The organism is Streptomyces lunaelactis, assembly GCF_003054555.1.
In the GTDB taxonomy this organism is placed as follows: Bacteria; Actinomycetota; Actinomycetes; order Streptomycetales; family Streptomycetaceae; genus Streptomyces; species Streptomyces lunaelactis.
On sequence record NZ_CP026304.1, the window covers coordinates 8,139,086 to 8,164,592 of the forward strand.

The window sequence follows — 25,507 nt, forward strand, 5'->3', positions numbered from 1 at the left end:
GCCTTTCGGACGGCGGGGGCCTTGAGGGAGGGGGTCAGCGGACGGGGATGAGCACGCCGGGGTTGAGGACCCCGGCCGGGTCGATTTCGGCCTTGACGGCTTGCAGGATGCGCACGCCGACCGGGCCGATCTCCTCGGTGTACCAGTCGCGGTGGTCAGTCCCCACACCGTGGTGGTGGCTGATGGTGCCGCCGGAGGCAAGGATCGCGTCGTTCGCAGCCTGCTTGGCCGGAGCCCAGTGTGCGACCGGATCGTCGCCCTGCGCCGAAACCACCGTGAAATACAGCGACGCGCCATTCTCGTACACATGGGAGATGTGGCACATCACCAGCGGCGGCGTGCCTCCTTCGGTCAGTGCGGCGGTGAGCGCCTGGCGCACCGCGTCGTACAGCGCCGGGAGGGCGGACCAGAAGCCCGCGGTCTCCAGCGTCTCGGCGAACGCACCCGCGTCCAGCAGCGCGTCGCGCAGGTACGGCGCGTTGTAACGGCCGTGCGCCCAGCGGTCCCCAGGCTCCTCGCCCACGTACTCGCCGCCGCACCCGAGGAGCACCTTGCGGGCCCGCGCGCGTCGGTCCGCGGTGTCCTCGGCGGTGCCCTCGAATCCGGCGATCGCCATGCACCCGGCCGCCGCGGGTGCGTCCGAGCTCCCGATCTTGTCCGGCTGGGCCAGGCCGATGAATGTCTCTGTCTCGTCCGACAGCCGCAGCACGGTCGGTTGCGGACCGCCCTGGGCGAGCGTGCGCAGCGCTGCCGCGCCCGCCTCGAACGAGGCGAAGCGCCACCCTTCGTAGATCCGGGTCGTGGGCAGCGGCCTGATCCGTACGGTCACCGAGGTGATCACGCCGAGCGCACCCTCGGAGCCGAGGATCAGCTGACGCAGATCCGGCCCGGCCGCCGAGCGTGGCGCCCGCCCCGCCTCCCAGGTGCCCTCAGGGGTGGCGACGGTGAGGCCGAGCACCATCTCGTCGAACCGGCCGTAACCGGCCGAGGCCTGACCGCTGGAGCGCGCCGCGGCGAAGCCGCCGATCGATGCCCATTCGTACGACTGCGGGAAGTGGCCCAGCGTGAAGCCGCGCTCGTTGAGCAGCGCTTCCGCCTGCGGCGCGCGCAGTCCGGGCTGCAGCGTCGCGGTGCGCGAGACCTCGTCGAGCGCGAGCAGCCCGTCGAGGCGGCGCAGGTCCATCGCGACGAAGCAGCGCTTCAGCTCCGGTGCGAGTCCGCCGACGACGGAGGTCCCGCCGCCGAACGGCACGGCCGCCACACCGTGTTCGGCGCAGACGCGCAGAACGGCCAGCACCTCGTCATGGCTGCCCGGCAGCAGGACCGCCGCCGGGATGTCGTCGACCTCACCGGCCCGGATGCGCAGCAGGTCCGGGGTGGACTTGCCCCGGGTGTGCCGGATACGGCTCTCGGCATCCGTGCGTACGTATGCGCCGTCGCCCAGGCACTCGGCGAGCGCTCGGAGAGTGTCGTCGGCGAGCGGGGACTGGGGGACGGCGATGCCGTCGAGCTGGGCCGGCTCGTTCTCGCGCGGTGCGACGCCGAGCAGATCGCGCAGCAGACCGATCACCGAGTCGGGCAGCGGGGCCGCTTTGTCCGGGTCGCCCCAACCGCTCCACAACATGTCCACCTGGGTCACTTGGGTCGTTCCTCACCGTCGGTTTTTCCTGACGCCGTGCTGTGCGCCCTACTGGCATTACACTGTGACAGATGACGCCCATTCGTCACAACCAATCGGACGCAGATGCCGTCCTCGACGCGGCACGCGCCTGCGTCCTCGCCGTCGGTGTGCGCCGGACGACCCTCACCGACGTCGCCCGCCGCGCCGGGGTCTCCCGCATGACGCTCTACCGCCGATGGCCGGACGTACGAACCCTGGTCGGCGACGTGATGACCCGGGAATGGATCGCGCTCGCCGTCGGCGCCATGCCCGAGAACGACCCCGGCCCCCCCCCCCGCACCCGCCTCGTCGACGGACTGGTCGCCGGCGTCACCGCCTTCCGCGCCCACCCGCTCCTCCACAAGATCCTCGACGTCGACCCCGAACTGCTCCTGCCCTATGTGCTCGACCGCCGCGGCGCCAGCCAGGACGCACTGCTCGGACTCATCACCGGAGCCCTCACCGAGGGCCACGCAGACGGATCCGTCCGCACCATGCACACCGGCCTGCAGGCCCGCTCACTGCTGCTGGTCGCGCAGTCCTTCACCCTGTCGCTGCGCACGATGACCGACGAGGCCGACCCCGAACTCACCGAGACAGCCTTCCTCGGCGAACTGCGGGCAATTCTGGAGAGGACCCTCACGCCATGAGCAGCCCGACCGCCCCCGCGCCCGGCGCGTCGTCACTCAACGCCGCCCGCCGCAGCCGCGAACTCGCCGAACTCGCCGACGGCACACAGGTCGACGTCCTCATCGTCGGCCTCGGAGCCACCGGCGCGGGAGCCGCCCTCGACGCCGCCACCCGCGGACTGACCGTCGCCGCGATCGACGCCCACGACCTCGCCTTCGGCACCTCCCGCTGGAGCTCCAAACTCATCCACGGCGGACTGCGCTACCTCGCCACCGGCCAGCTCGACGTCGCCCACGAAAGCGCCGTCGAACGCGGCATCCTCATGGAACGCACCGCCCCGCACCTGGTCCGCGCCCAGCCCTTCGTCCTGCCGCTCACCCCGCTCGTCTCCCGTGGTCAGGCCGCACTTGCCTGGGCCGGCTTCCGCGCCGGCGACCTGCTGCGCGCCTCAGCCCGCACCGCACGCGCCACCCTCCCCGCCCCGCGGACCCTCTCTGCTGTGGAGACCCGTCACATGGCCCCCGCGCTCCGGCCTGCCGGCCTGCGCGGCGGACTGCTGTCCTGGGACGGCCAACTCACCGACGACGCCCGCCTGGTGACCGCGATCGCCCGTACCGCGGCCGCCCATGGCGCGCGCATTCTCACCCGTACCCGCGCCCTCTCACTCAGTGGTACCGGCGCACGCGTCCGCGACGAACTCACCGGCGAGGAACTGCTGATCCGGGCGCGTACGGTGATCAACGCCACAGGCGTCTGGGCCGGCGGCCTCGTCGACGACATCCGCCTGCGCCCCTCCCGCGGCACGCATCTCGTCCTGCGCTCCGAGGACCTCGGCAGCCTCACCGCCGGCATGCACATCCCGATACCCGGCGAGAAAAACCGCTTCGTCCTCGTCCTGCCGCAGGGCGACGGCCGCGTGTACGTGGGGCTCACCGACGAACCCGTCGACGGCGACATCCCGGACGTACCCGAAGTGCCGGAGACCGACATCGGCTTCCTTCTCGATGTCCTCGGCTCCGCACTCGACGTCACTGTGACCCGGGACGACGTCGTGGGAGCCTTCGCGGGACTGCGCCCCCTCCTGGACACCACGTCAGACTCCGCACGCACTTCTGACATCTCCCGCAAGCACGCGGTGCTGACCTCACCCGACGGTGTCGTCACGGTCGTCGGCGGCAAGCTCACCACTTACCGGCGCATGGCTCAGGACGCCGTCGACGCCGCCGTCAGCGTACGCAATCTGGCCGCAGGCCCCAGCCGTACGGCCACCCTCCCGCTCGTCGGCGCCGCCCGCCCCGGCATACTCGCCACCCTCGACGCCCCGCCGCCTCGTCCGCCGCTACGGGTGAAGCCCCAGATCCACGCCATCGGCCTCGCCGACCCGCACTCGCGCCCCGTCATCCCCACCCACCCCGTCACCGGAGCCGAACTCCTGTGGGCTGTACGCCACGAGGGAGCCCTCGACGAGTCCGACGTCCTGGACCGCCGCACCCGCATCGGCCTGGTCCCGCACGACCGCGAGGCGGCGCACACCGCCGCCCGCGACGCGCTCACGGCTGACTTGCCGCCCCGCTGACTTGGTGTGATCGCTGGCCCGGTTCCAGGTGGGCATGGTTTCGGCGACGTGCCGTCACAACGCAGACAGAGGAGGCACCGATAGCCGTGGCGATCGAGACCAGCAGGGCCCCTGCTGGTCCCCACCCCAGGCCCCGACGGCTCCGCTACGGGGTGACCGGGGGAGCCGCCTCCACCGGGCTGCCATGCCGTATCAGGCAGGCGTTTCCGAGAGGACCAGCTTGGATGCCCTGTCCATTCCGCTGAGGAGCCAGGCAGTGCCCTCGCCCACGCCTGTGCCGAGTTCAAGGATCCGACCGCCGGGACGCGAGGCCGCGAGCACGGTTCCCGCTGGTGGACGACGGTGAAAACGTGCCCGGCGGCGGACTGTTGAGGTCGATCTCGCCCTGTGCGGCACGACCCGGGCATCGGCGAACCCTGGGCCGGGGGGTTCTCTTCCACTGCGTTCCGTGATGTGGAATGCGCAATGCGTGACCAGTATGGCGTGAACCCCTCTTGAGGCGGCAGGGGAGTGGCAAAAGACTTGCCCTGTGCCGACGGCGGACCGGCGCTCCGGCGAACTCCGCGGCACATCAGTCAGGTTCGCGATTTGAGGAGACTGCCGAATGCCCGACGCCGGGCCTCGAGGCACCGCACACCCGATCACGCTGACCGACGGCACTTCCACTCGGACCCGGGAGGTGACACCCGATGACCTCGGACCGATCCAGGCGCTGCACCGCCGTTGCTCGCAGGGCAGCCGAGCCCTGCGATACCACACAGGTAAGCCCGAGCTATCTCCGGCCGGCTGGCGGCTGCTGTCCGACCCGGAGCGTGGGACCACCTTGGTGACCACCACTGCCGAGTGCAGGGACCGCATCATCGCCATGACCAACGTCATGCGCACCGACCGGCCAGGGGTGGGCGAATTTGCCGTGTTGGTAGAGGATGAGTGGCAGTCCAAGGGACTGGGCACCGCGCTGGCCGCACACGCGGCCGATGTGGCTCGCCGCGACGGCCACCACACCCTGACCGCCGCGGTCGCCGCGGTCAACATACCGATGCTTCACGTCCTGGAGAGTCTGGACGTACCGCCCATCCGCACCCCCGGGCCAGTCCTGGACGTCCACATACCGCTGTCGCAGAGCCCCTGAGGCGCGCCTTAGGAGTTGTTGATCTGACTGGTTGGCAGGACGGTGACTGAAGCGAACCTGGCCGGGAGTCCTCGCCCGGCTGGATGTCGACGAAGTGTTGTCCGCGTCATTGAGGTTCGTCGATCAGTCAGGCAACGGGCCGCCGAGCGCACCCACTGTGGTGGTCTGGACATGCGGACGGACGAGATTGTTCGGGAGCAGGATGAACTGAAGCTCGTCCTTGGTCAGCAGGCCCTTGTCGAGGACGAGTTCAGAGACGCTCCGGCTGGTCTTCAAGGCTTCCTGGGCGATCGCCGTGGCCTGCTCGTAGCCGATGTGCGGGTTCAGCGCGGTCGCCAGGCCGATGGAGTGGGCGACGAGGTGGGCGAGGTGTTCTTTGTTGGCGGTGATGCCGGTGACGCAGCGCTCGGCAAGGGTCAGACAGCCGGCCCGCAGGTGCGTCAGACTCTTCAGCAGGCTGTGGGCGATGACCGGTTCGAAGGCGTTCAGCTGGAGCTGGCCCGCCTCGGCGGCCATGGTCACCGCGATGTCGTTGCCGATGACCTCGAACGCGATCTGGTTGACCACCTCGGGGACGACAGGGTTCACCTTGCCGGGCATGATGCTGGAACCGGCCTGCACCGGCGGCAGGTTGATCTCGGCGAAGCCTGCGCGTGGTCCGCAGGAGAGCAGCCGAAGGTCGTTGCAGGTCTTGGACAGCTTGACGGCGATCCTCTTCAGCACTCCTGACAGTTGGACGAATGCGCCGGCGTCCTGGGTGGCTTCCACGAGGTCGTGTGCGACCGTCAGCGGAAGTCCGGTGATGGTGCGCAGATGCCGGGAAGCCAGCGCCGCGTACTCGGGATGGGTGTTGAGACCGGTGCCGATGGCGGTGCCGCCCAGGTTGATCTCGCGGATCAACTCGCATGCCTCGGTGAGGCGCTTGTGGTCCTCCTCCAGCATCACGGCGTACGTGGCGAACTCCTGGCCCAGGGTCATGGGCACGGCGTCCTGCAGTTGGGTACGGCCCATCTTCAGGACGTCCGCGAACTCCTCAGCCTTCGCGGCGAAGGCGCAGCGGAGTACCTCCATGGCGTCCAGCAGACGCTGAGCGGTGAAGTCGAGGGCGATCTTGACGGCGGTCGGGTAGACGTCGTTGGTGCTCTGTCCCGCGTTGACGTCCTCGAGCGGGTGCAGCTTGCCGTACTCGCCCTTGTGGTGACCGAGGAGCTCCAGGGCGCGGTTGGCGAGGACCTCGTTGGCGTTCATGTTCGTCGAGGTGCCCGCGCCGCCCTGGATCACGTCGACCACAAACTCGCCGTGGAGCTTCCCGGCACGGATCTCCTCGCAGGCGCCGACGATTGCGTCTGCCTTGCGGCCGTCCAGCAGGCCGAGGTCGCGATTGGCGAGGGCTGCCGCCTGCTTGACGCAGGCGAGGGCGGTGATGAGGTCGGGGTAGGCCGAGATGGGGGTGCCGGTGATGGGGAAGTTCTCCACCGCCCGCAGGGTGTGGATGCCGTAGTAGGCGTCGGCGGGGACGTCCCGGTCACCGAGCAGATCGTGCTCGGCGCGGACGCCGGAGTGGAGGACGTGGTCGTGCGTGGCCATGGAGGTGCCTCGTGTCAGGTGTGTGCAGGGACGATCGGGATGAGCCGGCTCAAGGGAGTAGTGGGGCCGCTGGGTCCGGGGGAGGGGGGAAGTGGAGACCCAGCGGCCCCGGTCTATGCCGGAACGCGTTCGGCCGACGGGTGGGCGTCCGCCGGCACGGCCTCGCCGAGCGCGTGGCGCAGCACCCGTTCCCGCCCTTGCGGGTCGGTGGCGGCGAGCAGCGCGGTGAGCACCGCAATCCGGGCCTGGCCTGCCCGCAGCGTGCCGGTCGGCACGGCACCCGCGGCCACGAGGTCGACCCCGCCGCCGTGGGTGTAGATCTCGGCGACAGGTCCGGCCGGGACACGGGTTGTCAGGGCGACGAGCACGCCACGGGAGGTCGCGGAGGCGATGGCCTCGACGATCTCGGGGGTGGCGTTGCCGGCGCCGGTGGCCACCAGGACGATTCCCTGGGCCCCCGCGTTCAAGGCAGCGTCCAGCAGGAGCGGGTCGGCGTCGCAGTGGTGCATCACCATGTCGACTCGGGGCAGGGCGTCCGGCATGCCGGGCAGGGCCAGCCCCGCCGGGCGCTGGGGGTGGCGCAGTACGGAGACCCGGCCGAAGCCGATGTTCCCGATGCGGGCGCCGGACGGGTCGCCGAAGGCGTCGGCGGCCAGCGTCTGCGTCTTGACGGTGCCGCGGGCGGAGTGCAGCTTGCCGTCGAAGGCGACCAGTACCCCAAGACCACGCGTCGTCGCGGCGGTCAGCAGCGCGTCGTGGAGGTTGCCCGGTCCGTCGCCGTCTGCCGCGTCGAGCGGAAGCTGGGCGCCGGTGAAGACGACCGGGCGCGCGTCGTCGTGGTGGAGGTCGACCAGAAACGCCGACTCCTCCAGGGTGTCGGTGCCGTGGGTGACGACGATGCCGTCCACGTCGGGGTCGGCAAGCACCTCGTGGACCGTGCGGAGCAGGGTGAGCTGGTGAGCGGTGGTGAGACGGGGGCTGTTCACGCTGAACAGATCGACGACCTCGACGGTGACGCCCTCGGGCACCGCGGCAGTCGCCATGACCTCTTGGCCGTGCGCGTCGGCGGCGAACCCCGAACCTTGCCAGCGGCTGGCTATCGTCCCGCCGGTGCTGATGACGACGACGCGTCCCACAGTGCCCACTCCTCGTTCGTGCCACAGGTTCTGCGGCGAATTCGACGGGGCACGCGGCCCGGCTTCGCTCGTGGCCCCGGCCGGGCTGCGCCCCATGGCTGGCCCGGGGATGCCGGAGCAGTCGGACGCAATGATAGAGTCCTTGCCTCGCAATACGATCGCTAATTTTGGCCCTTCCGAGCTCAAGGGTGGTGAATAATTGCGCCATGGACGAGATCGACCGAGATATCTTGCGTGAGCTTCAGAGTGATGGACGGCTGAGCAATCAGGAGCTGGCGCAGCGGGTGGGTCTGACCCCCTCGCCGTGCATGCGCCGCGTCCGGCAACTGGAGCAGGACGGAGTGATCCAGGGCTATCGCGCGGTGATCGACCCGGAGGCGGTCGGCCGGAGCTTCGAGGTCCTCGTCTCCATCGAGGTCAAGCGCGACCGTGAGGTGGTCGAGGCTTTTGAGGCCGGCCTCCAGGACATCCCCGACGTCATCGAGGCGTACCGACTCTTCGGCAGCCCGGGATGCCTGCTGCGTATCGCAGTCGCGGACCTGCGCGCGTACGAGCGGCTGTGGATCGAGAAGCTGACCTCGCTGTCCGGCGTCACGGAGGTCAACTCGCAGATCATCATGAAGCGGATCAAGGAGCCTCGCGGCCTGCCAGTGGACGGCTGAGCCTCCTCGATCCGCTGCATGATGCACAGCGTGCGGCGCGCTCGAAGCGATGACCAGCCAGACGAACGACGCGACAGCGCCCGAGGAGTTCAGCAGGAAGAGGAACACCTGACGTTTCCGATCCTGCAGGCGATCACTGTCAAGGACGGGCGGATTGTCGAGGTCCGCCCCTTCTACTGGGACACCGAAGTGATCGCCAGAGCCTGTGCAGCACCCGGGCAGGCCGACCAAGATCTGTTGTGAGCGTGCTGGTCACAGCCACTCGTTGAAGGCTGCGACCACCACATTCGCCTCGTAGGGGGACAGCGAGCTGCGCGTCCATGCGCAGCGCGTAGCCTCTCTGACGCACTCCCACCGCACTGTGGAGGGTGAGGACGGCCTGAACGAGTGCGGTGATGCGGGTGGTGCTGCACCGCTTCGTGGGCGAGGAAATCGGTCGCGCCCCGTGAGATGAGCCGCTAACTTCCGCCTGAGCGTAGTGAGGTACGAGACGCGACAGCGAAGGGAGCCAGGCATGGAGAATGAGGGCGCGCGGACCGACCGTTTGGGCTTACTGCTCGACCAGTTCGACCACGCCAGGGAGATGGCCCAGGTGCGGCTGACGGGGCTCAGCGACGAGGAGTACCTGTGGGAGCCGGTGCCCGGTTGCTGGTCGATCCGGCGCCGGGGCGAGGCGGCGACGCCCAGGGCGTTCGGGCCGGGCGAGTGGGTGCTCGACAAGGGCGACCCGGACATCCCGGCGAACGAGTACGGCGAGATCGCCCGGCAGGCCGCCGGCGGTATGACCGTCGCCAAGATCGCCGATGACTGGAGCGTGAGTGTCGAGCGGGTCGAGCAGATCCTCGCCCACACCGGTGCGCCGGAGCCCGACGAAACGCCGATCACCACCATCGCGTGGCGGCTGGGGCACCTGCACTTCTGCTTCGCGGGCGGATGGGAGTGGACCTTCGGTGAACGGCGGCAGGAGCCCAAGCTGCTGGTCGACTTCACCTCCTCCGCCGCCTTGGCACTCGAGCGGTTCTGGGCGCTGATCGACCGCTGGCGCGACAGCGTCGCCGCCGTCACCGACGAGCAGCTCGACACGGTCGGCTTCTCGCAGTACCCGTACGGCTCCGATCCCGACGACCCCTTCATCACCGTGCTGTCGGGGGCCAACCTCGAATTCATCCACCACATGGCCGAGATCGCGTTGCTCCGCGACCTGTGGCGGGCCCGCTTCACCACTCCCGGTTAGGCCCGGGCGCGCCGCGAGGCTGGGACGAGTTGCCCGCCGTACGCAATGGCGAGGTAGGGGTCTCGACGGCCGGCGGACTTCAACCGGCCGGGGCCGAGGGTGGTCCGCGGTGTGGAAGTCCTGGCCCATGTCCTGCATTCCGTCCAGGACGGAGAGCCCGTGACACCGCTGGAGGCCCGACGACTACTCACCTCCTAGGGATGAACGGGCGGCACCACCAGACTTATCGGTCCGGCCCGTCCGCCACGGGATACGGCACGAAGGTGCTGCTGTTCTCGTCGATGGTGAGCGTCTGGCCGAGAGGTGGCACGGCGCGTTGCGGGCAGTCGAGACGTTCGCAGATGCGGCAGCCCATGCCGATGGGGGTGGCTGCGGAGGTGTTGTCGAGGTCGAGGCCGTCGGAGTAGACGAGCCGGGAGGCGTGGCGGACCTCGCAGCCGAGGCCGATGGCGAAGGTCTTGCCGGGCTCGCCCCAGCCGCCGCGGTGGCGGGTGACGGCGCGGGCGGTCCACAGATAGCGCTGTCCGTCCGGCATGGCGGCGATCTGGACGTGGATCCGGCCGGGGGCGGCGAAGGCCTCGTACACGTTCCACAGGGGGCAGGTGCCGCCGGCGCGGGAGAAGTGGAAGCCGGTGGCCGACTGGCGCTTGGACATGTTGCCGGCGCGGTCGACGCGTACGAAGGAGAACGGAACTCCGCGCAGGCGTGGCCGCTGGAGGGTGCTGAGGCGGTGGCAGACGGTCTCGTAGCCGAGGCCGAAGCGGTCGGTGAGCCGTTCGATGTCGTAGCGGACCTCCTCCGCCGCCGTGAGGAAGGCGGTGTACGGCAGGATCAGTGCGGCGGCGAAGTAGTTCGCCACACCGATCCTGGCGAGCGACCAGGTGGCGGAGCCCTCCTCGTAGTCCTCCGACGCAAGCGCGGACAACTGGTCGCCGAACTCGAGCAGGGCGAGCTGGGTGGCCATGCGGAACGCCTGCTGGCCGGGGCGCAGCCGGTTGGACAGATGCAGGACCCGGGCGGCGGGGTCGAAGTGATGCAGCCGGTCGGAGTCTGTGGCGAGGCGGACTCCGTGCCGCTCGGCGAGACGCGCGGAGAGCGACCGCACCACTTCACCGGGGCGGACGCCGGCGGCACGGGCGAGTTCTTCCGCGGCGAGGTCGGTGTCATGAAGGTAGTTCTGCCGCCGGTAGAAGAACTCGCGAATCTCCTCGTGCGGTGAGCGCGGCAGCGACGGGTCCTCGTTGCCGCGACCGTCCGCCGCTTCGGCCAGCCGCTCGGCCAGAGCGTGGCTGCGCCGGCCGAGATCGAGCAGGACCGAGGCCACGGCCGGCATACGGGATGCCAGTTCCGCGAGGTCGGTCGGCGACACCCGGGCTGAGGCGACCTCGGCCGCGAGGGCTTCCCGCAGGTCGGCCACGAGTCTGCTGGTGTCTCGCTCCGAGAAGAACCCCGGGTCGACGCCGAACGCCTCGGTCAGCCTCAGCAGCACGGGCACAGTGAGGGGCCGGGAGTCGTGCTCCATCTGATTGAGGTAGCTGGGCGAGATCGCCAGCACGCGCGCCAGCTCTGCCTGGCTGAGCCGCCGTTCCTCGCGCAACCGCCGCAGCCGCGCTCCCGCGTATGTCCTGCTCACCGCTCTCCTCTGCTCCGGGTGCCAACACGCCTGATGCCACAGGACGGGTACGGGCCACGCGCTCAAGCTAATGCACGAGGACCTAAAGCTGGCATTGGCAAAGTTGGCAATTTGGGCCCAGAAGATTCGCAGAAGTTGGCAGTGATCCATGGTTGCTGGCACTGAGTGCCAGTGTCAGAGTCGTGGTGCGGCCCGCCGGACCTGGCAGCCGAGCCGGAAGTTCGATCCCGACTTCAAGCCCTGACGTCGTACATCGCGGCTTCCGCCCCGGCGACCCGGGCGCATTGCTCACCGCTTCACATACCGGGAGGGGGCGGCGGGCCGCACTCGTAGCACGTCACTCAGTGACATGCCTTACGCACACTTCACAAGAACCGTGTGATTTCACGCGACCCCGGGAGACGGTCATGGCGCAGGCAGGGACGACGACGGCGACGGCCGAAGAGCTGGCAGAGCGATGGGCGACGGATCCGAGGTGGAAGGGCGTCGAGCGCACCTACACCGCGGAGGAGGTCGTGCGGCTGTCGGGCAGCGTCCGTGAGGAGCACACTCTGGCCCGGCGCGGGGCCGAGCGGCTGTGGCGCCAGCTGCACGAGCAGGACTACATCCACGCGCTGGGCGCGTTGACCGGCGGTCAGGCCGTGCAGCAGGTCAAGGCCGGTCTGCAGGCCATCTACCTGTCCGGCTGGCAGGTCGCCGCCGACGCCAACCAGGCCGGCCACACCTACCCCGACCAGTCCCTGTACCCGGTCAACTCGGTGCCGCAGGTCGTGCGCCGGATCAACAACGCGCTGCTGCGCGCCGACCAGATCGCCACCGCCGAAGGCGGTGCGGACACCACCGACTGGCTCGCGCCGATCGTCGCCGACGCCGAGGCCGGCTTCGGCGGCCCGCTCAACGCCTTCGAGCTCACCAAGGCGATGATCGCCGCGGGCGCGGCCGGAATCCACTACGAGGACCAGCTCGCCTCCGAGAAGAAGTGCGGCCACCTCGGCGGCAAGGTCCTGGTGCCCACAGCCCAGCATGTCCGCACCCTCAACGCCGCCCGTCTCGCCGCCGACATCGCCGATGTCCCGACCTTGATCGTCGCCCGCACGGACGCGCTCGCCGCGAACCTGCTGACCAGTGACGTGGATGAGCGCGACGCCCAGTTCGTGACGGGTGAGCGCACCGCAGAGGGCTTCTACCGGGTGCGGAACGGCATGGCCCCGGTCATCGCCCGCGGCCTCGCCTACGCCCCTTATGCCGACCTCATCTGGGTCGAGACCGGCACCCCGGACCTGGCCCAGGCCCGCGAGTTCGCGGAAGCGATCCACGCCGAGCACCCGGACCAGATGCTGGCCTACAACTGCTCGCCCTCCTTCAACTGGAAGGCCTCCCTGGACGACGACCAGATCGCCAAGTTCCAGCGTGAGCTGGGCGCGATGGGCTACCGCTTCCAGTTCATCACCCTGGCCGGCTTCCACTCCCTCAACCACGGCATGTTCGACCTGGCCAAGGGCTACGCCGAGCACGGCATGACCGCCTATGTCGACCTGCAGGAGCGTGAGTTCGCCGCGCAGGAGCAGGGATTCACCGCGGTCAAGCATCAGCGTGAGGTCGGCACCGGCTACTTCGACCTGGTCTCCACGGCCGTCAACCCCGCCTCCTCGACCACGGCGCTGACCGGCTCCACCGAGGAAGAGCAGTTCCACTAAGCAGCACCGGGAGGGCCGAGCCGGGCAGCAGTTCCCGGCTCGCCCCTCTCCGTCCAGTCGGCCCTGTGCCCGGGTGAGGGCGACCGCCTCCGTCCGGTCCACACCCCTCCGCTGAGGAGACCTGTATGTCAACCACCGCTCTGACCAGCACAGTCCAGGTCCTCGGCGCACCGGGTGACCGCCACGACGAGATCCTCATCCCCGCGGCTCTGGAGTTCATCGGCCGCCTCGACGCGGCCTTCGCCGGCCGGCGCTTCGAACTCCTCGCCGAGCGCCGCCGCCGCGCCGAGCGGCTCGCCTCCGGCACGCCGCTCGACTTCTCGCGCGCCACCCCGGCCGTCCGCGCCGCGCCCGACTGGCGGGTCGCCCCGCCCGCGCCGGGCCTCGTAGACCGCCGGGTGGAAATCACCGGCCCGCCCGAGCGGCGCATGACCGTCAACGCCCTCAACTCCGGCGCGCAGGTGTGGATGGCGGACTTCGAGGACGCCATGTCGCCGACCTGGGACAACATCGTCCGCGGCCAGCTGAACCTGCTCGACGCCATCGAGCGCCGCATCGACTGCACCACGCCCGAGGGCAAGGCGTACCGGCTCGGCGACGACCTGGCGACCATCATGGTCCGCCCACGGGGCTGGCACCTCACCGAGAAGCACCTCGTCATCGACGGCCGCCCCGTCCCCGCTTCACTCGTCGACTTCGGCCTGTACTTCTTCCACTGCGCCCAGCGGCAGATCGACGCCGGGTCCGGCCCGTACTTCTACCTCCCCAAGCTGGAGAACCACTACGAAGCCCGCCTGTGGAACGACGTCTTCGTCCTCGCGCAGGAACTGCTCGGCATTCCCCGCGGCACCGTCCGCGCCACCGTCCTCATCGAGACGATCACCGCCGCGTTCGAGATGGAGGAGATACTCCACGAGCTCCGCGAACACAGCGCGGGGCTCAACGCGGGCCGTTGGGACTATCTCTTCAGCCTGATCAAGAACTTCGCCCACCGCCCCGACTTCGTCCTCCCGGACCGGGCGAAGGTCACCATGACCGCGCCGTTCCTGCGGGCCTACACCGAGTTGCTGGTGCGCACCTGTCACAAGCGTGGCGCACACGCCATCGGCGGCATGGCCGCCCAGGTCCCCAGCCGCGACGCGCAGGCCAACGAGGCGGCCCTCGCCAAGGTCCGGCTCGACAAGGAACGCGAGGCCGAGGACGGCTTCGACGGCTCGTGGGTCGCCCACCCCGGCCTCGTGCCCGTCTGCAATGACGTGTTCGACGGCGTGCTGGGCGAGCGGCCCCACCAGATCGAGCGCACCCGCGACGACGTCCACGTCACCGCCGCCGACCTCGTCGCTGTCCGCCGCACTGCCGGCCCGCCCACCCCCGAGGGCATCCGCGCCAACATCGCCGTCGCCCTGCGCTACTTCGACGCCTGGCTGCGCGGCAGCGGAGCCGTCGCCCTGTACGGACTGATGGAGGACGCCGCCACCGCCGAGATCGCCCGCTGCCAGATCTGGCAGTGGATACGCCACGGCCTCGTCGAGCGCGACACGGTGGTCGAACTGCTGGACGACGAGATCGCGGCCCTCGGGGCCGAGTACCCCTGGGCCCGAGTGGACGAAGTCCGAGCCATCTTCGAACGCACCGCAATGGCACGGGACTTGCCGGCCTTCTTCACCCCCGACGCCTACGCCCGCAACCTCGTCCACCGATCGGCGGTGCAGTCATGAACGCGCGCATCCAGCGGGTCGGAGTGGTAGGCGGCGGCCAGATGGGCGCCGGTATCGCCGAGGTCTGCGCCCGCGCGGGGCTGGACACGGTGATCTGCGAGGCAGACGCCACCGCGGCCCGCGCAGCCCGGGAACGTGTGGCGACCTCCCTCGAACGCGCCGTCCAGCGCGGCAAACTGGACCGTATCTCCGCCGAGGACGCCCTGGCCCGCCTTGTCTTCACCGGCAGTCTCGACGATCTCGCAGACCGGCAACTCGTCGTCGAGGCTGTCGTCGAGAACACCGACGCCAAGACCGAGATATTCGCTGCCTTGGACAAGTCTGTCGAGGATCCGGAGGCGATTCTGGCCACCAACACCTCGTCCATCCCGATCATGCGCCTGGGTATGGCCACGCACCGCGCCGACCGCGTCGTCGGACTGCACTTCTTCAATCCCGTGCCGGTGCTGCCCCTGGTGGAGATCGTCACCTCGCTGCACACCGCGCCCGAGACCGTGACGGCCGTCGAGGAGTTCGCCCGCGACACCCTGGGTAAGACCGCGATCCGCTCTCAGGACCGGGCCGGCTTCGTCGTGAACGCCCTGCTGATTCCGTATCTCCTCTCCGCGATCCGCATGGCTGAGTCCGGCTTCGCCACCGCCGCCGACGTGGACGCCGGGATGGAGCTCGGCTGCGCTCACCCGATGGGCCCGCTCAAGCTGGCCGACCTGATCGGCCTGGACACCGTCGCTGCCATCGCGGAGTCGTTGTACGACGAGTTCAAGGAACCCCTCTACGCCCCGCCCCCGCTGCTGCAGCGGATGGTGCAGGCGGGGCTGCACGGCCGCAAGACAGGCCGCGGGTTCCACATCTACGACCGGGGCTGAGGGGCCCGGGAGGTGGGTGGGAGCGGGGCTCCCGTTCGCGGATCCTTGCGATGGGCCGGGCAGCCCGGGTGGCGAGGTGTCAGTGGGCCGGGCCGGCGATGCGGTCGAGCCACTCCCGCAGGAGGGCCTGTTCCCGGTCGGTGAGCGCGGAGGTTTGCGGCAGGACGGCGCGGAGGGCGACGGCGGCGCTGACCGGCCCGGGAGGTGCAAGCTCGGGGGTGCCGGTGGTGATCGCGGTGATGACTGCCTCACGGGCCATGACAGACAACTCCGGGTCGCGGCTGCCTTCGGGCATGGAGATCAGCATGAGGGTGGTGCCGCGCCCTGCTGCCTGGACGAGGTGGGCGGCGCGGTCTTCGCTGACGCGCAGGCGGCCTGCCTCGGCGATCCGGTGGATGAGGGTGGCCAGGACCTCGGCGCCGGCGACGGCGGCGGGCGGGGCCTCCGTCGCGGGCCGGGGCTCGCTCATGACCAGGTACAGAGCCGGGTTGGCCAGACCGAAGCCGACGTGCATGTCCCAGCCGGTGCGCAGGTCCTCCACCGGGTCGTCGGTGGGCTCCCGGGCGGTCTTGGTGTTCAGGTAGGCCGTGAAGCCCTCGGCCGCGGCTGCGTCGAGCAGTCCCTGCTTGTCTCCGAACAGCCGGTAGATGGTCGGGGCCTGCACGTCGGCTGCGGCGCTCACCGCGCGGGTGGACACAGCCTCCCGTCCGCCGTCGGCGAGCAGTTTGGCCGTGGCGGCGAGGATGCGCTCCCGGGGGCTGTCCTCGGGTGAAAGACGGGCATGCATGTTTCCAACGATAACAGTCACGCGTTAGCGCTTCGTGTTATCGGTGATAACGTCCTGCCGTTAGCGGTGGCAGCGGCGTATCGGTGCCGCCCCGACGGAGCCACACCCTGAGCGCCGTCGGCTCACCGCCCATGGGATCCAACTGGAGGTCGTCATGATCATCGTCACCGGGGCCAACGGTCAGCTCGGCCGGGCGATAGTGGAAGATCTGCTCGGACGCGTCCCCGCCGGGCAGATCGCGGTGAGCGTCCGCGATGCGGCGAAGGCGCAGGTTCTCCAGGAGCGGGGCGTCCGCGTGCGCCGGGGCGATTTCGATGACCCCGCGAGCCTGGCCCACGCTTTCGAAGGGGCGTCGCAGGTCTTGATCGTGTCCGCGGCCACCACCGGCGAAGCGGCGATCGCCCAGCATCGCACCGCGATCGAGGCAGCGCAGAAGGCCGGCGCGCACCGGATCCTCTACACCAGCCACCAGGGCGCCAACCCTTCCTCACCGTTCGCGCCCATGCCCGACCACGCCGCCACCGAAGCGATTCTGCGGGACTGCGGCGTGCCCTTCACCTCACTGCGCAACGGCTTCTACGCGTCCACGACGGTCAGACTGCTCGGCGCCGCTCTGAAGACGGGCGAACTGGCCGCACCGCAGGACGGCCCGGTCTCCTGGACGGCCCACGCCGACCTGGCCGAGGCAGCCGCGATCACACTCGCCGAGGACGGACGCTTCGACGGACCGACCCCGCCCCTCACCGCCTCGCAGGCCCTCGACCTCGCCGACATCGCGGAGATCGCCTCCGACCTCACCGGGCGCCCGGTCAAGCGCGTGATCGTGACTGACGAGGACTACCGGGCGGGCCTGGTCTCCCACGGCGTGCCCGAAACTCAGGCCGAGATGCTCCTGGGGCTGTTCGCTGCCAGCCGCCAGGGCGAGTTCTCCCAGGTGGACCCCACGCTCGCCGACCTCATCGGCCGGCCGTCGACGCCTGCGCAAGACGTCCTCAAGGCGGCGCTGACGACGAACGGCTGACCACCGCCCTCAGCGGGAACAGCGCACGGGACACCCCGATCCTGTCGGGCTTCAGCCGAGTGCGGTGATCAACTGCCGCCTGAGAGGTCGGTTGAAACGGTGAACTGTTCGGGCCGCTACAGGTCACGGCGGTGGCGGAGGCGTAGGGCCTCCGAGAAGATCTCCCGTTCCAGAGTCCGCGCGTCAGGTCTGCTTTCTTGAGCGAGCCCTTGAACTGCCACATGCACCGCCACGCCCATCGACAGAGAGAGCAGCAGCAGTGATCACCCGGAGAACACTCACAGGCGGACTGGCCGCAGGACTCGCGACGGCGGGCGCCTCCACCTCCTGGGGTGCACCGCCCTGGGCAGGTGATGGCGCCGAACACCACTGATGATGCCGCTGCCGTGTCGCGTCGGCCGGCGTTCGCCCGGACACGCTGTCCGGGCGCGGGCCGTACGGAGGACCGGTGGGAGTGGCGCTGCGGCCCGGGCGACGCAGGCTCCTAGCGTGTCTGGACATGACGAAAGCATCCTCAGACCGAGTGGCGACGCCCACCCGACGGGGGGCGCTCGCCGGCCTGGCGACCGGGGCCGGCGCGGCCCTCCTGGCCTCGGCGCCGACGGCCTCCGCGCTGGTACCCGCCGGAGCCCGTGGGGCAGGCGCGTCCATCCCGTCGTCCCCGACCGCGGCCGCGTCGCCGACGCCCGGAGCCATGCAGCTGTTCACGGACCCCGCGCTCAACTTCGCCGCGCTGCTGGCCCTGGGCGGCGCCGGGTTCGGCTCGAGCGAGGTCGGCGAGGTCCTGACGGCCGTCAACGCGATCAACGCCGCCGGGGCGGACCAGCAGACCTTCACCGCGGAGTTCCGGCGATGGGGGGACCGGCTGACTGCCACCGCGACGCGTCATCCGCAGACCAGGCGCTTCCGCTCGCTTCGGGCGGCCCAGTACTACGACCAGGCGCTGTTCTTCGTGCTCGGCTCGGACACCCCCGGCGACGAGGAAGAGCTCTATCTCGCCGGGCGTCGCTCCTGGGACGAGTTCGCCCGGCTGTGCACACCGGCGGCGATCACCGATCGGGTGCGGTACGAGGGTGAGACGTCGCTCCCTGTCTGGTTCTTCCGCCCCGATGCCTCCGGCAGGGCCCGGCCGACCGTCATCCTCACCAACGGCAGCGACGGCCAGAACGTCGACATGTGGACGTACGGGGTCTCCGCCGCGCTCGCCCGCGGTTGGAACGCGCTCGTGTACGACGGACCGGGCCAGGGCCAGCTGCTCTTCGTCGACCAGGTCGTCTTCACCCCACGCTGGGAGCGGGTCGTCTCCCTTCTGGTGGACTGGCTGGAGCGCCGCAGTGACGTCGACGAGGGGCGCATCGCCCTCACTGGGCTGTCGATGGGCGGCGACCTCGCGCCGCGCGCAGCGGCCTTCGAACGCAGGATCGCAGCGCTGGCCGCGATGCCGGGAACGCTCTCGCCGTGGCTGGGTTTTCCGCCGGAGCTCCGGAGCATCGTGACCCCCGACAAGGCGGAGACCAACCGCATCTGGAACGAAGAGGTCGTCCCTGAGCTGAGCCAGGAGGAGGCGGGCGCCATCAAGAAGCGGGTCGAGCCGTTCTCGATCCCGGCGATGCTGGCCGCCCGTCAGGGCCGGATCTTCACCGACTTCTGGACCCCGGCCCAGCGGATCATGGCGCTCGACATCACCAGGGTCGTGGGCCGCATCAAGTGCCCCACGCTGGTGCTGGACTACGACGACGAGCAGTTCTACCCCGGCCAGCCGCGCGCGTTCTACGAGCTGCTGCGTGCCCCCAAGGATTACGAACTGCTGACGGCGGCCACCGGTGCCCAGCTGCACTGCTCACCGATGGCGCCACAGCAGCACTGCGAGGTCGTCTTCGACTGGCTGGAGGACACCCTGGGACGGGGCCGGCGCCCGTAGACCTGCCGTCAGCGGTTCGGCGTGCGAAGCCGGCCCGCATAACCCAGTGCTTCTGGGGCTCGGGATGGGGCGCTGCGCGGTCCGTACCGCGCGGTGGGTCGAGGGCCGCTGCTCCCCTCGCCCCACCGGGCTGCGTGTCGGCCTTTCGCTGCGCGCCCGTCCGGCCCGGGTGCTTTGCGTTCTCACGGGCGGCGGGGGCTGGCAGTCGGCCGCCCGGGGGATGCCGCGTCTCGTCCTTCACCGGCCCGCCACCCAGAGGGCTCTCGCTGGGCCAGCTACCGACAGCGGCGGGATATCCAGGCTGGTCGCTGCTGCGTCTGACGCGGCACTTCCCGGCGTTCTGAGAATGCCGATGGGGAGGCGGGCTGGGGTGGTCAGTCGATTTGAGGGGCGTCGGTGGTGTTGCCGTCCTTGTCGAGGGTGTGGGTGCGCCAGTACTTGTCCCACTTGTCGTCGACCTGTTGTGGCACTTTGCCCTCGGGGTAGCGCGTGTAGCCCTTCGGGGGCTGCTCGCTGTCCGGAACGCATGCGGAACCGTTGTCTCCCACTGTCAGGACGGGGTACTCCCCGCTGCTGCAGATGTCTTCCTGGTAGGAGCATCCGGTGAGTGCTGAGGCTGCTGCCGCGCCCGCGAGAGCGGCAGCAGCGATCCGGACCCGGACCCGGCCGCGTCGGGAGGCGCGGGCGGGCCGGCTGATCCTGCGGGACATGGGCATGGTGATTTCTCCTGTCGTTCGGTCTGCGCACCACCCTCGCCGAGGGTGACCGCGATGCCATGAGTACGCGTACTCAGAAGCGGCCACGCGGAGGCTCAACGCACCGCATTGCGAACCCTGTTGACATCGACCAGGTCCACGGCATCAGGGAGCTTTTGTCCTGGGGATCTCCGTGTGGCGGACCGACCGTCCTGTGACAGCGCGCCTGGCGGCGACGGAGCGTTCGTTGTCCTCCCGTCGTTCGCGGCGGCGCGCGCGGTGGATTCGGTCCGAGTGACGATGGTGGTCGGCCGCGGCGGGCGCATCAGCTCGGCACCCGGCACCGCCCCGAGCCCGGCGGCTGTCTCGTGATCGGCGACCAGCCAGGGCAGGCAGAGTGACACATCAGAGTGTGGGTGCCGGCGATGCGGCCTCCCATGCAAACCCGTCCGGGTCGGTGAAAGGCCCGGCGTCGCCGCCGATCGTGATCCGGTGCGATCCGGTGCTGTCGGGAGAGACGCCGGCGTCCTTGGCAAGGGCACGGCGTCTGTACAGCGCCAGCTTGACGGGACTCGACCCAGTAGCGAACTCGATGTACATGCGGCCGAAGCTCTTCGCCACGGTAAGGCCTTGGTCGACGTAGAACCGTTTGCTCGCGGCCACGTCCGCGACTCCCAACAGGAGCACGATCTCGTCGACCCGCCGGGTGGCAGGGCCGGTGTTCTTCTTCGCCGAGGTCGCGACCTTCCAGATCGTCCCGTCCGGGGCTTGTACGACACCGCCGTAGCCCCAGAGCGACTTCGCGGCAGGCTTCAGCGGCGTGGCGCCGGCGTCGAGGGCGGCGTCGATGAGGCTGTTGACGGTGGCCGGCTGGGACACCGTGAGCGCCAGCGTGAACCCACGGAAGCCGGTTGTGGGTGCCTCCGAGGCCCGCAGGCGTATCTGCGTGTCCAAACCGAAGGCGGCGGTGTAGAAGCGGTTGGCGGCCGTGGGGTCGGCCACGTCGAGGGTGACGGATTCGATGGATGCCATGGCCGTCACGCTAGTTGCGGCTCGGCGAGGGGCGCTTCTTGATTCCTGATCGGTCTTGTCACCTGCTTTGCCACACACGGCGCCATCCCGGCCGCAGCGCCCGTTGCGCGGCGCCGGTACGCGCTGGGTGGCATGCCGACCAGCTCGGTGAAGCGGGTGCTGAAGGTGCCCGGAGATGAGCAGCCGACCGCGAAGCAGACCGCGGTGACGTTGAGGTCGCCACGACGCAGCAGCGCCGTCGCGCGCTCGATGCGGCGCGTCATCAGGTACGTGTACGGCGACTCGCCGTAGGCCAGCCGGAACTCGCGGTTGAGGTGTCCGGCGGCCATGTTCACGCCGCGGTCATGTTCCTGGGTGCGCATCGGCCGAGGCCAGTGGTCCGTACCCACGTTTTGAATCAGTCGGCCTACGAGAGGCTATGGCCTGCGACTTCCGCAAGCAGGCTGTAGTACTCCGTGGACCGGGTCTCGAAGTCCACCCAGGCCGACAGTCCGGCCGGATCGCTGTCCGGTCCGCGCAGCAGGTCGACCGAGGCCTGCGCGAACTGCTGCGTGATGCTTTCCCGTTCGGCCTCGTCCAGCAGCAGGCGCAGCTCAGCCACGGCGGCGAGGGCACGCCGACGCTGTTCCCGCCCCGCATCCAGCATCATCTTCCACCCGGAGGCGGGTGCTGCGTCGGTTAGCAGCAGCTCCAGCCGCGCGGCCAGTTCCCTGCCCGCCTCTGCCACGTTCCGCGCCCGTGGCCCGGCTTCCACCAGCACCCGCAGAGCGACGAGCAGCGCCGTGGTCCGCGGCTCGGGCCGGTCCGCATCCATCCCTACCGCCATGACCTCGCCCACGTCATCGGCTGTCCGCCGCGCGGCGGCTACCGCCTTCTCGGCTGTACGCCGTCCCACACCGGGAAACTGCCCCAGGCTCCATGCCCCGGCGTCGAGCACATCGTGCACGGTCCGGACGCCGCCCTTCTCCAACTCCTCGGTCCGAAGCCGTCCTCCGGCCACATCCTGCAGCCGCGCGACCGGAATCCGGCCCAACTCCCTGTCCACCAGCTCCCGGTGCAACGGGGCCAATGCCTCCCGCACCGCTTCCACGGCCCGCCGGTGATCCTGGGCCACCAGTGCGGCGGCTTCGCTCAGCCGCCTCGCCCGGCGGATGACCTCCGGGTTCGCACCGATCACCCGGGACCATGAGCGGATGTTCCCGCCGACGATGCCGACGACCGTCAGAAGCAGTCCGCCCGCCAGCAGCGTGTCGGAGAGCTCGATCCGCCCATCGTCTCCCTCGCCCTCCTCCTCCAGTGAGTACAGTTCGCCCTTGTCCGAGCCCTCAGCGACCACGAACCCGGTGTCCCAACCGAGGCCGGAATCCATGTCGTAGTTCGGTGCCTTCAGGATCGGGTCCCGTTCGGCGTCGCACAGGTACGGCTCGTCTCGCTCGCGGAGTTCGAAGGGATCCGTCCACCGGACCGTGCACGCCCCGTCGGGCTCCTCGTCGAGCACGGTCAGATCCACCTGCCGGAGCTCGGGGAAACCCGGCGCGGCCATGAATAGGCCCAGCGAACACGCGATCAGCACCAGGCCGAGTGCCAGCACCCACCGGAAGAAGGGCACGTGCCTCATCCGGGGTCCTCCCTTGCGTCTCGTCGGCAGTATGTCCTGCACGATCAGCTTGCCCTGTACCCGGACGAGTCATCAAGAGAAGGAATGGGCAGCTGCGTGGCCTTGTGCCTTCCTGTTCCCGGCAATCCCTCGGTGCGGGAAGTACGTCCTTCCGCGCCCGAGTCGTTGCGGTGGCGGTGGCTGGGCGAGCGCCGGTGCTGCTGCCCGGCTCGGCAGGCAGGCGACTACACAGGCAACGAATCAGCGGCTCCGCGTGAACCCAGCTACCGCGCGACGCGGCGGCGCGGGAAGTCGCCGGTACCGACGCAGCGCTCGCCGCCTCGGGCCACAAGGATGGCCGGCGATCCCAGGCCACCAAATGAGATGACTCCTACGTCCCGTTCGGAGCTGGAGCGTTTCTTCTTCCTGGACGACGCGGACCGGGAGCTGATCGGGGGCAAGCGGCGGTCCCATAACAGCCTGGGCTTCGCGGTGCAGCTGACGACCGCACGGTATCTGGGGGTGTTCCTCGACTACCCCACGGACATGCCGGCGGAGGTCGTCGACTACCTCGCCGAGCAGCTCGACATCGGCGACGCGTCGATGCTGAAGGCGTAGGGGAGCGGGAGGAGAACACCCGTTACGGGATGTTGAGCATCGGTCAGCGGGCGGTGCTGGACTCCCTGTTGACCGTGCCGCCCGGCGCGCGGGTATCCGAGCTGGACCGGCTGGCGCGGTCCTGTGCGGGTGTCCGGCCGCTAGATGAAGTGGGCCCTGGACCGGGCCGAGGAGATCGCCGACATGGACATGCGCGCCCTGGACGGGTCGGGAATACCGCCGCGGCGCCTCGCGGAGCTGTCGCGGTACGGCGTGGACGGCAAGGTGTCGCTCCTCAAGCGGCACGGCGACTCGCGCCGCCTGGCAATGAGGTTCCCGTCGAGCTGTTCGCGGGCGAGGTCGACCATGCGTTCGCGGCGCCGGTTGTTGATCGCGTCGGCCTCGCGGAGGAACGTCAGGGCCTGGTCGGCGCCGAGTTCGCCTTCGTCCGATGGTCCGATCGGGCGGTGCGGCGGGGCCGCCACGCGTGGGTCCGGGCCGCGTGCGGGGGAGATCCCTATGATCGCAGACGATCAAGGAGGTCGGATGCGGGAGAAGACCGGTCGCAGGATCCGGGGCGCCCTGCTCGCCGCGCTCGGCGTGTGGGGCGCCGCCGCGCTCGTCGCGTGCGGCTCCGACGAGCCCGACCCGGCGGACGCGCCGTCGCCGCCCGAGGCGATTTCGAGCCCGCCTTCGCCCACGTCGACGACGGCTGCGCCCGTTACGCCGCCTGGGTCGACACCGAAGGGCACCGGGGAGACGTACGTTCCGCCTCCACCGCCTCCACCGACGGCAAGTGAGGGCGGTGGTGGCCGCCCGAGCTCCGCCCCGAGCTTTGATTCGCCTGCGCCCCCGGCGCCCGACGAGCCTCCGGTTACGCCCGAGCCTGCCGGCACGTGATCGAGCCGCCCCTGGACAATCCGTCCCAGGAGCCGGAGGCGACGCGGCGCGAGCCGGCGACCGATCCGTACCGCCCCACCGCGCTCCTCAAGACGGTCGTCGCGCAGGGGACTTTCATCGCCGCGCTCCTGTTCTACCTGGGGGCGATGTACACCAGCACGTTCTACGCGTACTTCCACATCTCTCTCAGCACGCTCGGCCTGGGCTTCGGCGAGTTGGTGACCCAGAGCCTGCATCTGCTGAAGCTCGAGGTCCTTGTCGCCGCCGGACTCATCGTGCTGGTCGTGGCTGCGCCCTCGTTGCGATCCCGGACCCGGTCGCCAGGCGGCGCGGAGCCACGCGTCACCGCCAAGGCCGAGGCCGTGGCGGCCCGTCTGTCCGTGCCGGTGGTGGTCGTCGGCTTGGTACTGCTCGCCCTGTGGACCGAGATCCAGCCGTACGGCTGGATCGCCCCCCTCGTCATCGCGGCAGGGCTCCTCCTGAGCCAGTGCCGGGACTCCCGGGGGAGAAAGCCGGTGGGATTCCGGCGCAGAGCGCTCCCGGTCTTCGCCGCCGGGGTCTTTCTCTTCTGGACGCTCACTCAGGTCACCGTGCAGTCGGCCGAACGGGACGCCGAGTCCCGCGCCCGCCATGTCACCGAATGGACCGGAGTGATGGTCCTCAGCAGCCGTCCGCTCGCGTTTCCGTCCGGCACGGTCACGAAGGAAGTCCTTCCGGGCAGCGTGCTCCACCGCTACCGCTACACGGGCCTGCGGCTGCTCCTCGAGCGCGACGGCCGGTACTACGTCGTACCCCGGGGATGGAACGTGCACAAGGATGCGATGTACGTCATCCGGGAGAGCGAGACCACCTGGATCGCTCTGACACCCGGCACTCAGCCCCGGGGGTCCGGCCAGCCGGTCCTACGGGACGGTTCTCCGCCCCTTGCTCACACATTCCCGCAGGTCAGCGGCTCCGGCCCCTTCTGTCGGACTGCCCGTCCACTGGGTTGGGGGCCAGGAACGTAGCTGAACGGCTGGTGGCCGGTGCGACTGCTCAGAGCTACTTGTCACATTCGCCGCGGCTCTCGGTCCCGACTGCGGGACGTGGGGAGCGAAGCACGTGTCTTCCGGCGGGATTAATCACTGTGGCCCCGGCGACGTCGCCCGCAGTCAGGATCCCGTTGATCACCTTGCGTTGATCGTTCCAGCGTGTGGACGATCGCGTCGTATTTCCCCAGGTGCCCGTCTGGCTGGCGGCTGTCCCATGCCCGAGGACAACGTCTGGCTCCTGCAACGGCGGGCAGAGCACGCGGCCCTCACGAAGCTGCTGGACACCATCCACTCCAAGCCCGGCCGGGCGGTCCAGGGCGCCGGCTGCGGCGCTGCCCCCGCCGGCCCCGTCCCTCTCACCCTCGACCTCGACCGTCACCGAAGGACTCGGCCAT

21 protein-coding genes and 2 pseudogenes are annotated in these 25,507 nt (G+C 69.9%); 14 read left to right on the forward strand and 9 right to left on the reverse strand.

Going from position 1 to position 25,507, the window contains the following annotated elements:
* Nucleotides 1-34: 34 nt before the first annotated feature.
* A complete protein-coding gene (locus SLUN_RS37210; protein WP_108155160.1) occupies nucleotides 35-1,630 on the reverse strand; it encodes an FAD-binding oxidoreductase in 1,596 nt (531 codons plus the stop codon).
* Between the two features lie 80 nt (nucleotides 1,631-1,710).
* On the opposite strand from SLUN_RS37210, the gene SLUN_RS37215 reads away from it, so the two are divergent.
* The 3 genes from SLUN_RS37215 to SLUN_RS37230 all read left to right on the forward strand — a co-directional run bounded on the left by SLUN_RS37215 (nucleotide 1,711) and on the right by SLUN_RS37230 (nucleotide 4,998).
* The gene (locus tag SLUN_RS37215) at nucleotides 1,711-2,310 is read left to right on the forward strand and encodes a TetR/AcrR family transcriptional regulator (RefSeq protein WP_108154266.1); all 600 of its coding nucleotides are present in this window, start codon (nucleotides 1,711-1,713) and stop codon (nucleotides 2,308-2,310) included.
* Nucleotides 2,307-3,866 carry a glycerol-3-phosphate dehydrogenase/oxidase gene (locus SLUN_RS37220; protein WP_108154267.1) on the forward strand — a complete coding sequence of 520 codons (1,560 nt, stop codon included), beginning with the start codon at nucleotides 2,307-2,309 and terminating at the stop codon, nucleotides 3,864-3,866. The genes SLUN_RS37215 and SLUN_RS37220 overlap by 4 nt, the downstream gene beginning before the upstream one ends.
* Before the next feature lie 604 nt (nucleotides 3,867-4,470).
* The gene (locus SLUN_RS37230) at nucleotides 4,471-4,998 is read left to right on the forward strand and encodes a GNAT family N-acetyltransferase (protein WP_108154268.1); all 528 of its coding nucleotides are present in this window, start codon (nucleotides 4,471-4,473) and stop codon (nucleotides 4,996-4,998) included.
* A 123-nt stretch (nucleotides 4,999-5,121) separates the two neighbouring features.
* On the opposite strand, the gene aspA is transcribed toward SLUN_RS37230, so the two are convergent.
* Nucleotides 5,122-6,585, reverse strand: a complete 1,464-nt coding sequence (gene aspA, locus SLUN_RS37235; protein ID WP_108154269.1) for an aspartate ammonia-lyase — start codon at nucleotides 6,583-6,585, stop codon at nucleotides 5,122-5,124.
* Between the two features lie 113 nt (nucleotides 6,586-6,698).
* Nucleotides 6,699-7,721 carry an asparaginase gene (locus SLUN_RS37240; protein WP_108154270.1) on the reverse strand — a complete coding sequence of 341 codons (1,023 nt, stop codon included), beginning with the start codon at nucleotides 7,719-7,721 and terminating at the stop codon, nucleotides 6,699-6,701.
* Between the two features lie 206 nt (nucleotides 7,722-7,927).
* Here SLUN_RS37240 and SLUN_RS37245 point away from each other — a divergent pair, with 206 nt between their 5' ends.
* From SLUN_RS37245 to SLUN_RS37255, 3 genes and pseudogenes are all read left to right on the forward strand, one after another.
* Entirely contained in the window at nucleotides 7,928-8,383 is a 456-nt protein-coding gene (locus SLUN_RS37245; protein ID WP_108154271.1) for an Lrp/AsnC family transcriptional regulator, read from the forward strand.
* Nucleotides 8,384-8,491: 108 nt separating this feature from the next.
* Nucleotides 8,492-8,626 (forward strand): annotated as a pseudogene (locus tag SLUN_RS37250) (nuclear transport factor 2 family protein); the annotation flags it as partial.
* A gap of 271 nt (nucleotides 8,627-8,897) precedes the next feature.
* A complete protein-coding gene (locus SLUN_RS37255) occupies nucleotides 8,898-9,617 on the forward strand; it encodes a DinB family protein (RefSeq protein ID WP_108154272.1) in 720 nt (239 codons plus the stop codon).
* Between the two features lie 223 nt (nucleotides 9,618-9,840).
* Here the strand turns inward: SLUN_RS37255 and SLUN_RS37265 are convergent, their stop codons facing one another.
* Nucleotides 9,841-11,250: a short-chain fatty acyl-CoA regulator family protein gene (locus SLUN_RS37265; RefSeq protein ID WP_108154273.1), complete on the reverse strand. Its 1,410-nt coding sequence runs from the start codon at nucleotides 11,248-11,250 to the stop codon at nucleotides 9,841-9,843.
* Nucleotides 11,251-11,657: 407 nt separating this feature from the next.
* Between SLUN_RS37265 and aceA the strand changes: the two genes are divergently transcribed.
* The 3 genes from aceA to SLUN_RS37280 all read left to right on the forward strand — a co-directional run bounded on the left by aceA (nucleotide 11,658) and on the right by SLUN_RS37280 (nucleotide 15,531).
* Nucleotides 11,658-12,947, forward strand: a complete 1,290-nt coding sequence (gene aceA / locus SLUN_RS37270) for an isocitrate lyase (RefSeq protein ID WP_108154274.1) — start codon at nucleotides 11,658-11,660, stop codon at nucleotides 12,945-12,947.
* A gap of 125 nt (nucleotides 12,948-13,072) precedes the next feature.
* Complete coding sequence (gene aceB / locus SLUN_RS37275) at nucleotides 13,073-14,665, forward strand: malate synthase A (RefSeq protein ID WP_108154275.1); 1,593 nt, start codon at nucleotides 13,073-13,075, stop codon at nucleotides 14,663-14,665.
* Nucleotides 14,662-15,531 carry a 3-hydroxybutyryl-CoA dehydrogenase gene (locus SLUN_RS37280; protein WP_108154276.1) on the forward strand — a complete coding sequence of 290 codons (870 nt, stop codon included), beginning with the start codon at nucleotides 14,662-14,664 and terminating at the stop codon, nucleotides 15,529-15,531. Before aceB ends, SLUN_RS37280 begins: the two co-directional genes overlap by 4 nt.
* Before the next feature lie 79 nt (nucleotides 15,532-15,610).
* Here SLUN_RS37280 and SLUN_RS37285 read toward each other — a convergent pair whose 3' ends face one another.
* Nucleotides 15,611-16,318: a TetR/AcrR family transcriptional regulator gene (locus SLUN_RS37285; RefSeq protein ID WP_108154277.1), complete on the reverse strand. Its 708-nt coding sequence runs from the start codon at nucleotides 16,316-16,318 to the stop codon at nucleotides 15,611-15,613.
* Between the two features lie 154 nt (nucleotides 16,319-16,472).
* Between SLUN_RS37285 and SLUN_RS37290 the strand changes: the two genes are divergently transcribed.
* Entirely contained in the window at nucleotides 16,473-17,339 is an 867-nt protein-coding gene (locus SLUN_RS37290; protein WP_108154278.1) for an SDR family oxidoreductase, read from the forward strand.
* Nucleotides 17,340-17,862: 523 nt separating this feature from the next.
* A complete protein-coding gene (locus SLUN_RS37295; protein WP_257153873.1) occupies nucleotides 17,863-19,260 on the forward strand; it encodes an alpha/beta hydrolase family protein in 1,398 nt (465 codons plus the stop codon).
* Between the two features lie 374 nt (nucleotides 19,261-19,634).
* Here the strand turns inward: SLUN_RS37295 and SLUN_RS37300 are convergent, their stop codons facing one another.
* From SLUN_RS37300 to SLUN_RS37315, 4 genes are all read right to left on the reverse strand, one after another.
* Complete coding sequence (locus SLUN_RS37300) at nucleotides 19,635-19,970, reverse strand: SCO0607 family lipoprotein (protein WP_108155161.1); 336 nt, start codon at nucleotides 19,968-19,970, stop codon at nucleotides 19,635-19,637.
* Between the two features lie 390 nt (nucleotides 19,971-20,360).
* Entirely contained in the window at nucleotides 20,361-20,987 is a 627-nt protein-coding gene (locus tag SLUN_RS37305) for a VOC family protein (RefSeq protein ID WP_108155162.1), read from the reverse strand.
* A gap of 5 nt (nucleotides 20,988-20,992) precedes the next feature.
* The gene (locus tag SLUN_RS37310) at nucleotides 20,993-21,349 is read right to left on the reverse strand and encodes a helix-turn-helix transcriptional regulator (protein WP_108154280.1); all 357 of its coding nucleotides are present in this window, start codon (nucleotides 21,347-21,349) and stop codon (nucleotides 20,993-20,995) included.
* A 44-nt stretch (nucleotides 21,350-21,393) separates the two neighbouring features.
* Nucleotides 21,394-22,605 (reverse strand): hypothetical protein, encoded by a 1,212-nt coding sequence (locus SLUN_RS37315; RefSeq protein WP_108154281.1) that lies wholly within the window; start codon nucleotides 22,603-22,605, stop codon nucleotides 21,394-21,396.
* A 375-nt stretch (nucleotides 22,606-22,980) separates the two neighbouring features.
* Between SLUN_RS37315 and SLUN_RS42510 the strand changes: the two are divergent.
* The 3 genes and pseudogenes from SLUN_RS42510 to SLUN_RS37325 all read left to right on the forward strand — a co-directional run.
* Nucleotides 22,981-23,508 (forward strand): annotated as a pseudogene (locus SLUN_RS42510) (DUF4158 domain-containing protein); the annotation flags it as partial.
* Between the two features lie 299 nt (nucleotides 23,509-23,807).
* The gene (locus SLUN_RS40235; RefSeq protein ID WP_170146532.1) at nucleotides 23,808-23,981 is read left to right on the forward strand and encodes a hypothetical protein; all 174 of its coding nucleotides are present in this window, start codon (nucleotides 23,808-23,810) and stop codon (nucleotides 23,979-23,981) included.
* A gap of 96 nt (nucleotides 23,982-24,077) precedes the next feature.
* Entirely contained in the window at nucleotides 24,078-25,088 is a 1,011-nt protein-coding gene (locus SLUN_RS37325; RefSeq protein WP_108154282.1) for a hypothetical protein, read from the forward strand.
* The last annotated feature ends 419 nt before the right edge of the window (nucleotides 25,089-25,507 follow it).

Bases quoted from the DNA above. Each gene is read 5' to 3' on its own strand.
- SLUN_RS37215 (WP_108154266.1), top strand. From the start codon at position 1,711: ATGACGCCCATTCGTCACAACCAATCGGACGCAGATGCCGTCCTCGAC.
- SLUN_RS37220 (WP_108154267.1), top strand. From the start codon at position 2,307: ATGAGCAGCCCGACCGCCCCCGCGCCCGGCGCGTCGTCACTCAACGCC.
- SLUN_RS37230 (WP_108154268.1), top strand. From the start codon at position 4,471: ATGCCCGACGCCGGGCCTCGAGGCACCGCACACCCGATCACGCTGACC.
- aspA (WP_108154269.1), bottom strand. From the start codon at position 6,585: ATGGCCACGCACGACCACGTCCTCCACTCCGGCGTCCGCGCCGAGCAC.
- SLUN_RS37245 (WP_108154271.1), top strand. From the start codon at position 7,928: ATGGACGAGATCGACCGAGATATCTTGCGTGAGCTTCAGAGTGATGGA.
- SLUN_RS37255 (WP_108154272.1), top strand. From the start codon at position 8,898: ATGGAGAATGAGGGCGCGCGGACCGACCGTTTGGGCTTACTGCTCGAC.
- aceA (WP_108154274.1), top strand. From the start codon at position 11,658: ATGGCGCAGGCAGGGACGACGACGGCGACGGCCGAAGAGCTGGCAGAG.
- aceB (WP_108154275.1), top strand. From the start codon at position 13,073: ATGTCAACCACCGCTCTGACCAGCACAGTCCAGGTCCTCGGCGCACCG.
- SLUN_RS37280 (WP_108154276.1), top strand. From the start codon at position 14,662: ATGAACGCGCGCATCCAGCGGGTCGGAGTGGTAGGCGGCGGCCAGATG.
- SLUN_RS37285 (WP_108154277.1), bottom strand. From the start codon at position 16,318: ATGCATGCCCGTCTTTCACCCGAGGACAGCCCCCGGGAGCGCATCCTC.
- SLUN_RS37290 (WP_108154278.1), top strand. From the start codon at position 16,473: ATGATCATCGTCACCGGGGCCAACGGTCAGCTCGGCCGGGCGATAGTG.
- SLUN_RS37300 (WP_108155161.1), bottom strand. From the start codon at position 19,970: ATGTCCCGCAGGATCAGCCGGCCCGCCCGCGCCTCCCGACGCGGCCGG.
- SLUN_RS37305 (WP_108155162.1), bottom strand. From the start codon at position 20,987: ATGGCATCCATCGAATCCGTCACCCTCGACGTGGCCGACCCCACGGCC.
- SLUN_RS37310 (WP_108154280.1), bottom strand. From the start codon at position 21,349: ATGCGCACCCAGGAACATGACCGCGGCGTGAACATGGCCGCCGGACAC.
- SLUN_RS37315 (WP_108154281.1), bottom strand. From the start codon at position 22,605: ATGAGGCACGTGCCCTTCTTCCGGTGGGTGCTGGCACTCGGCCTGGTG.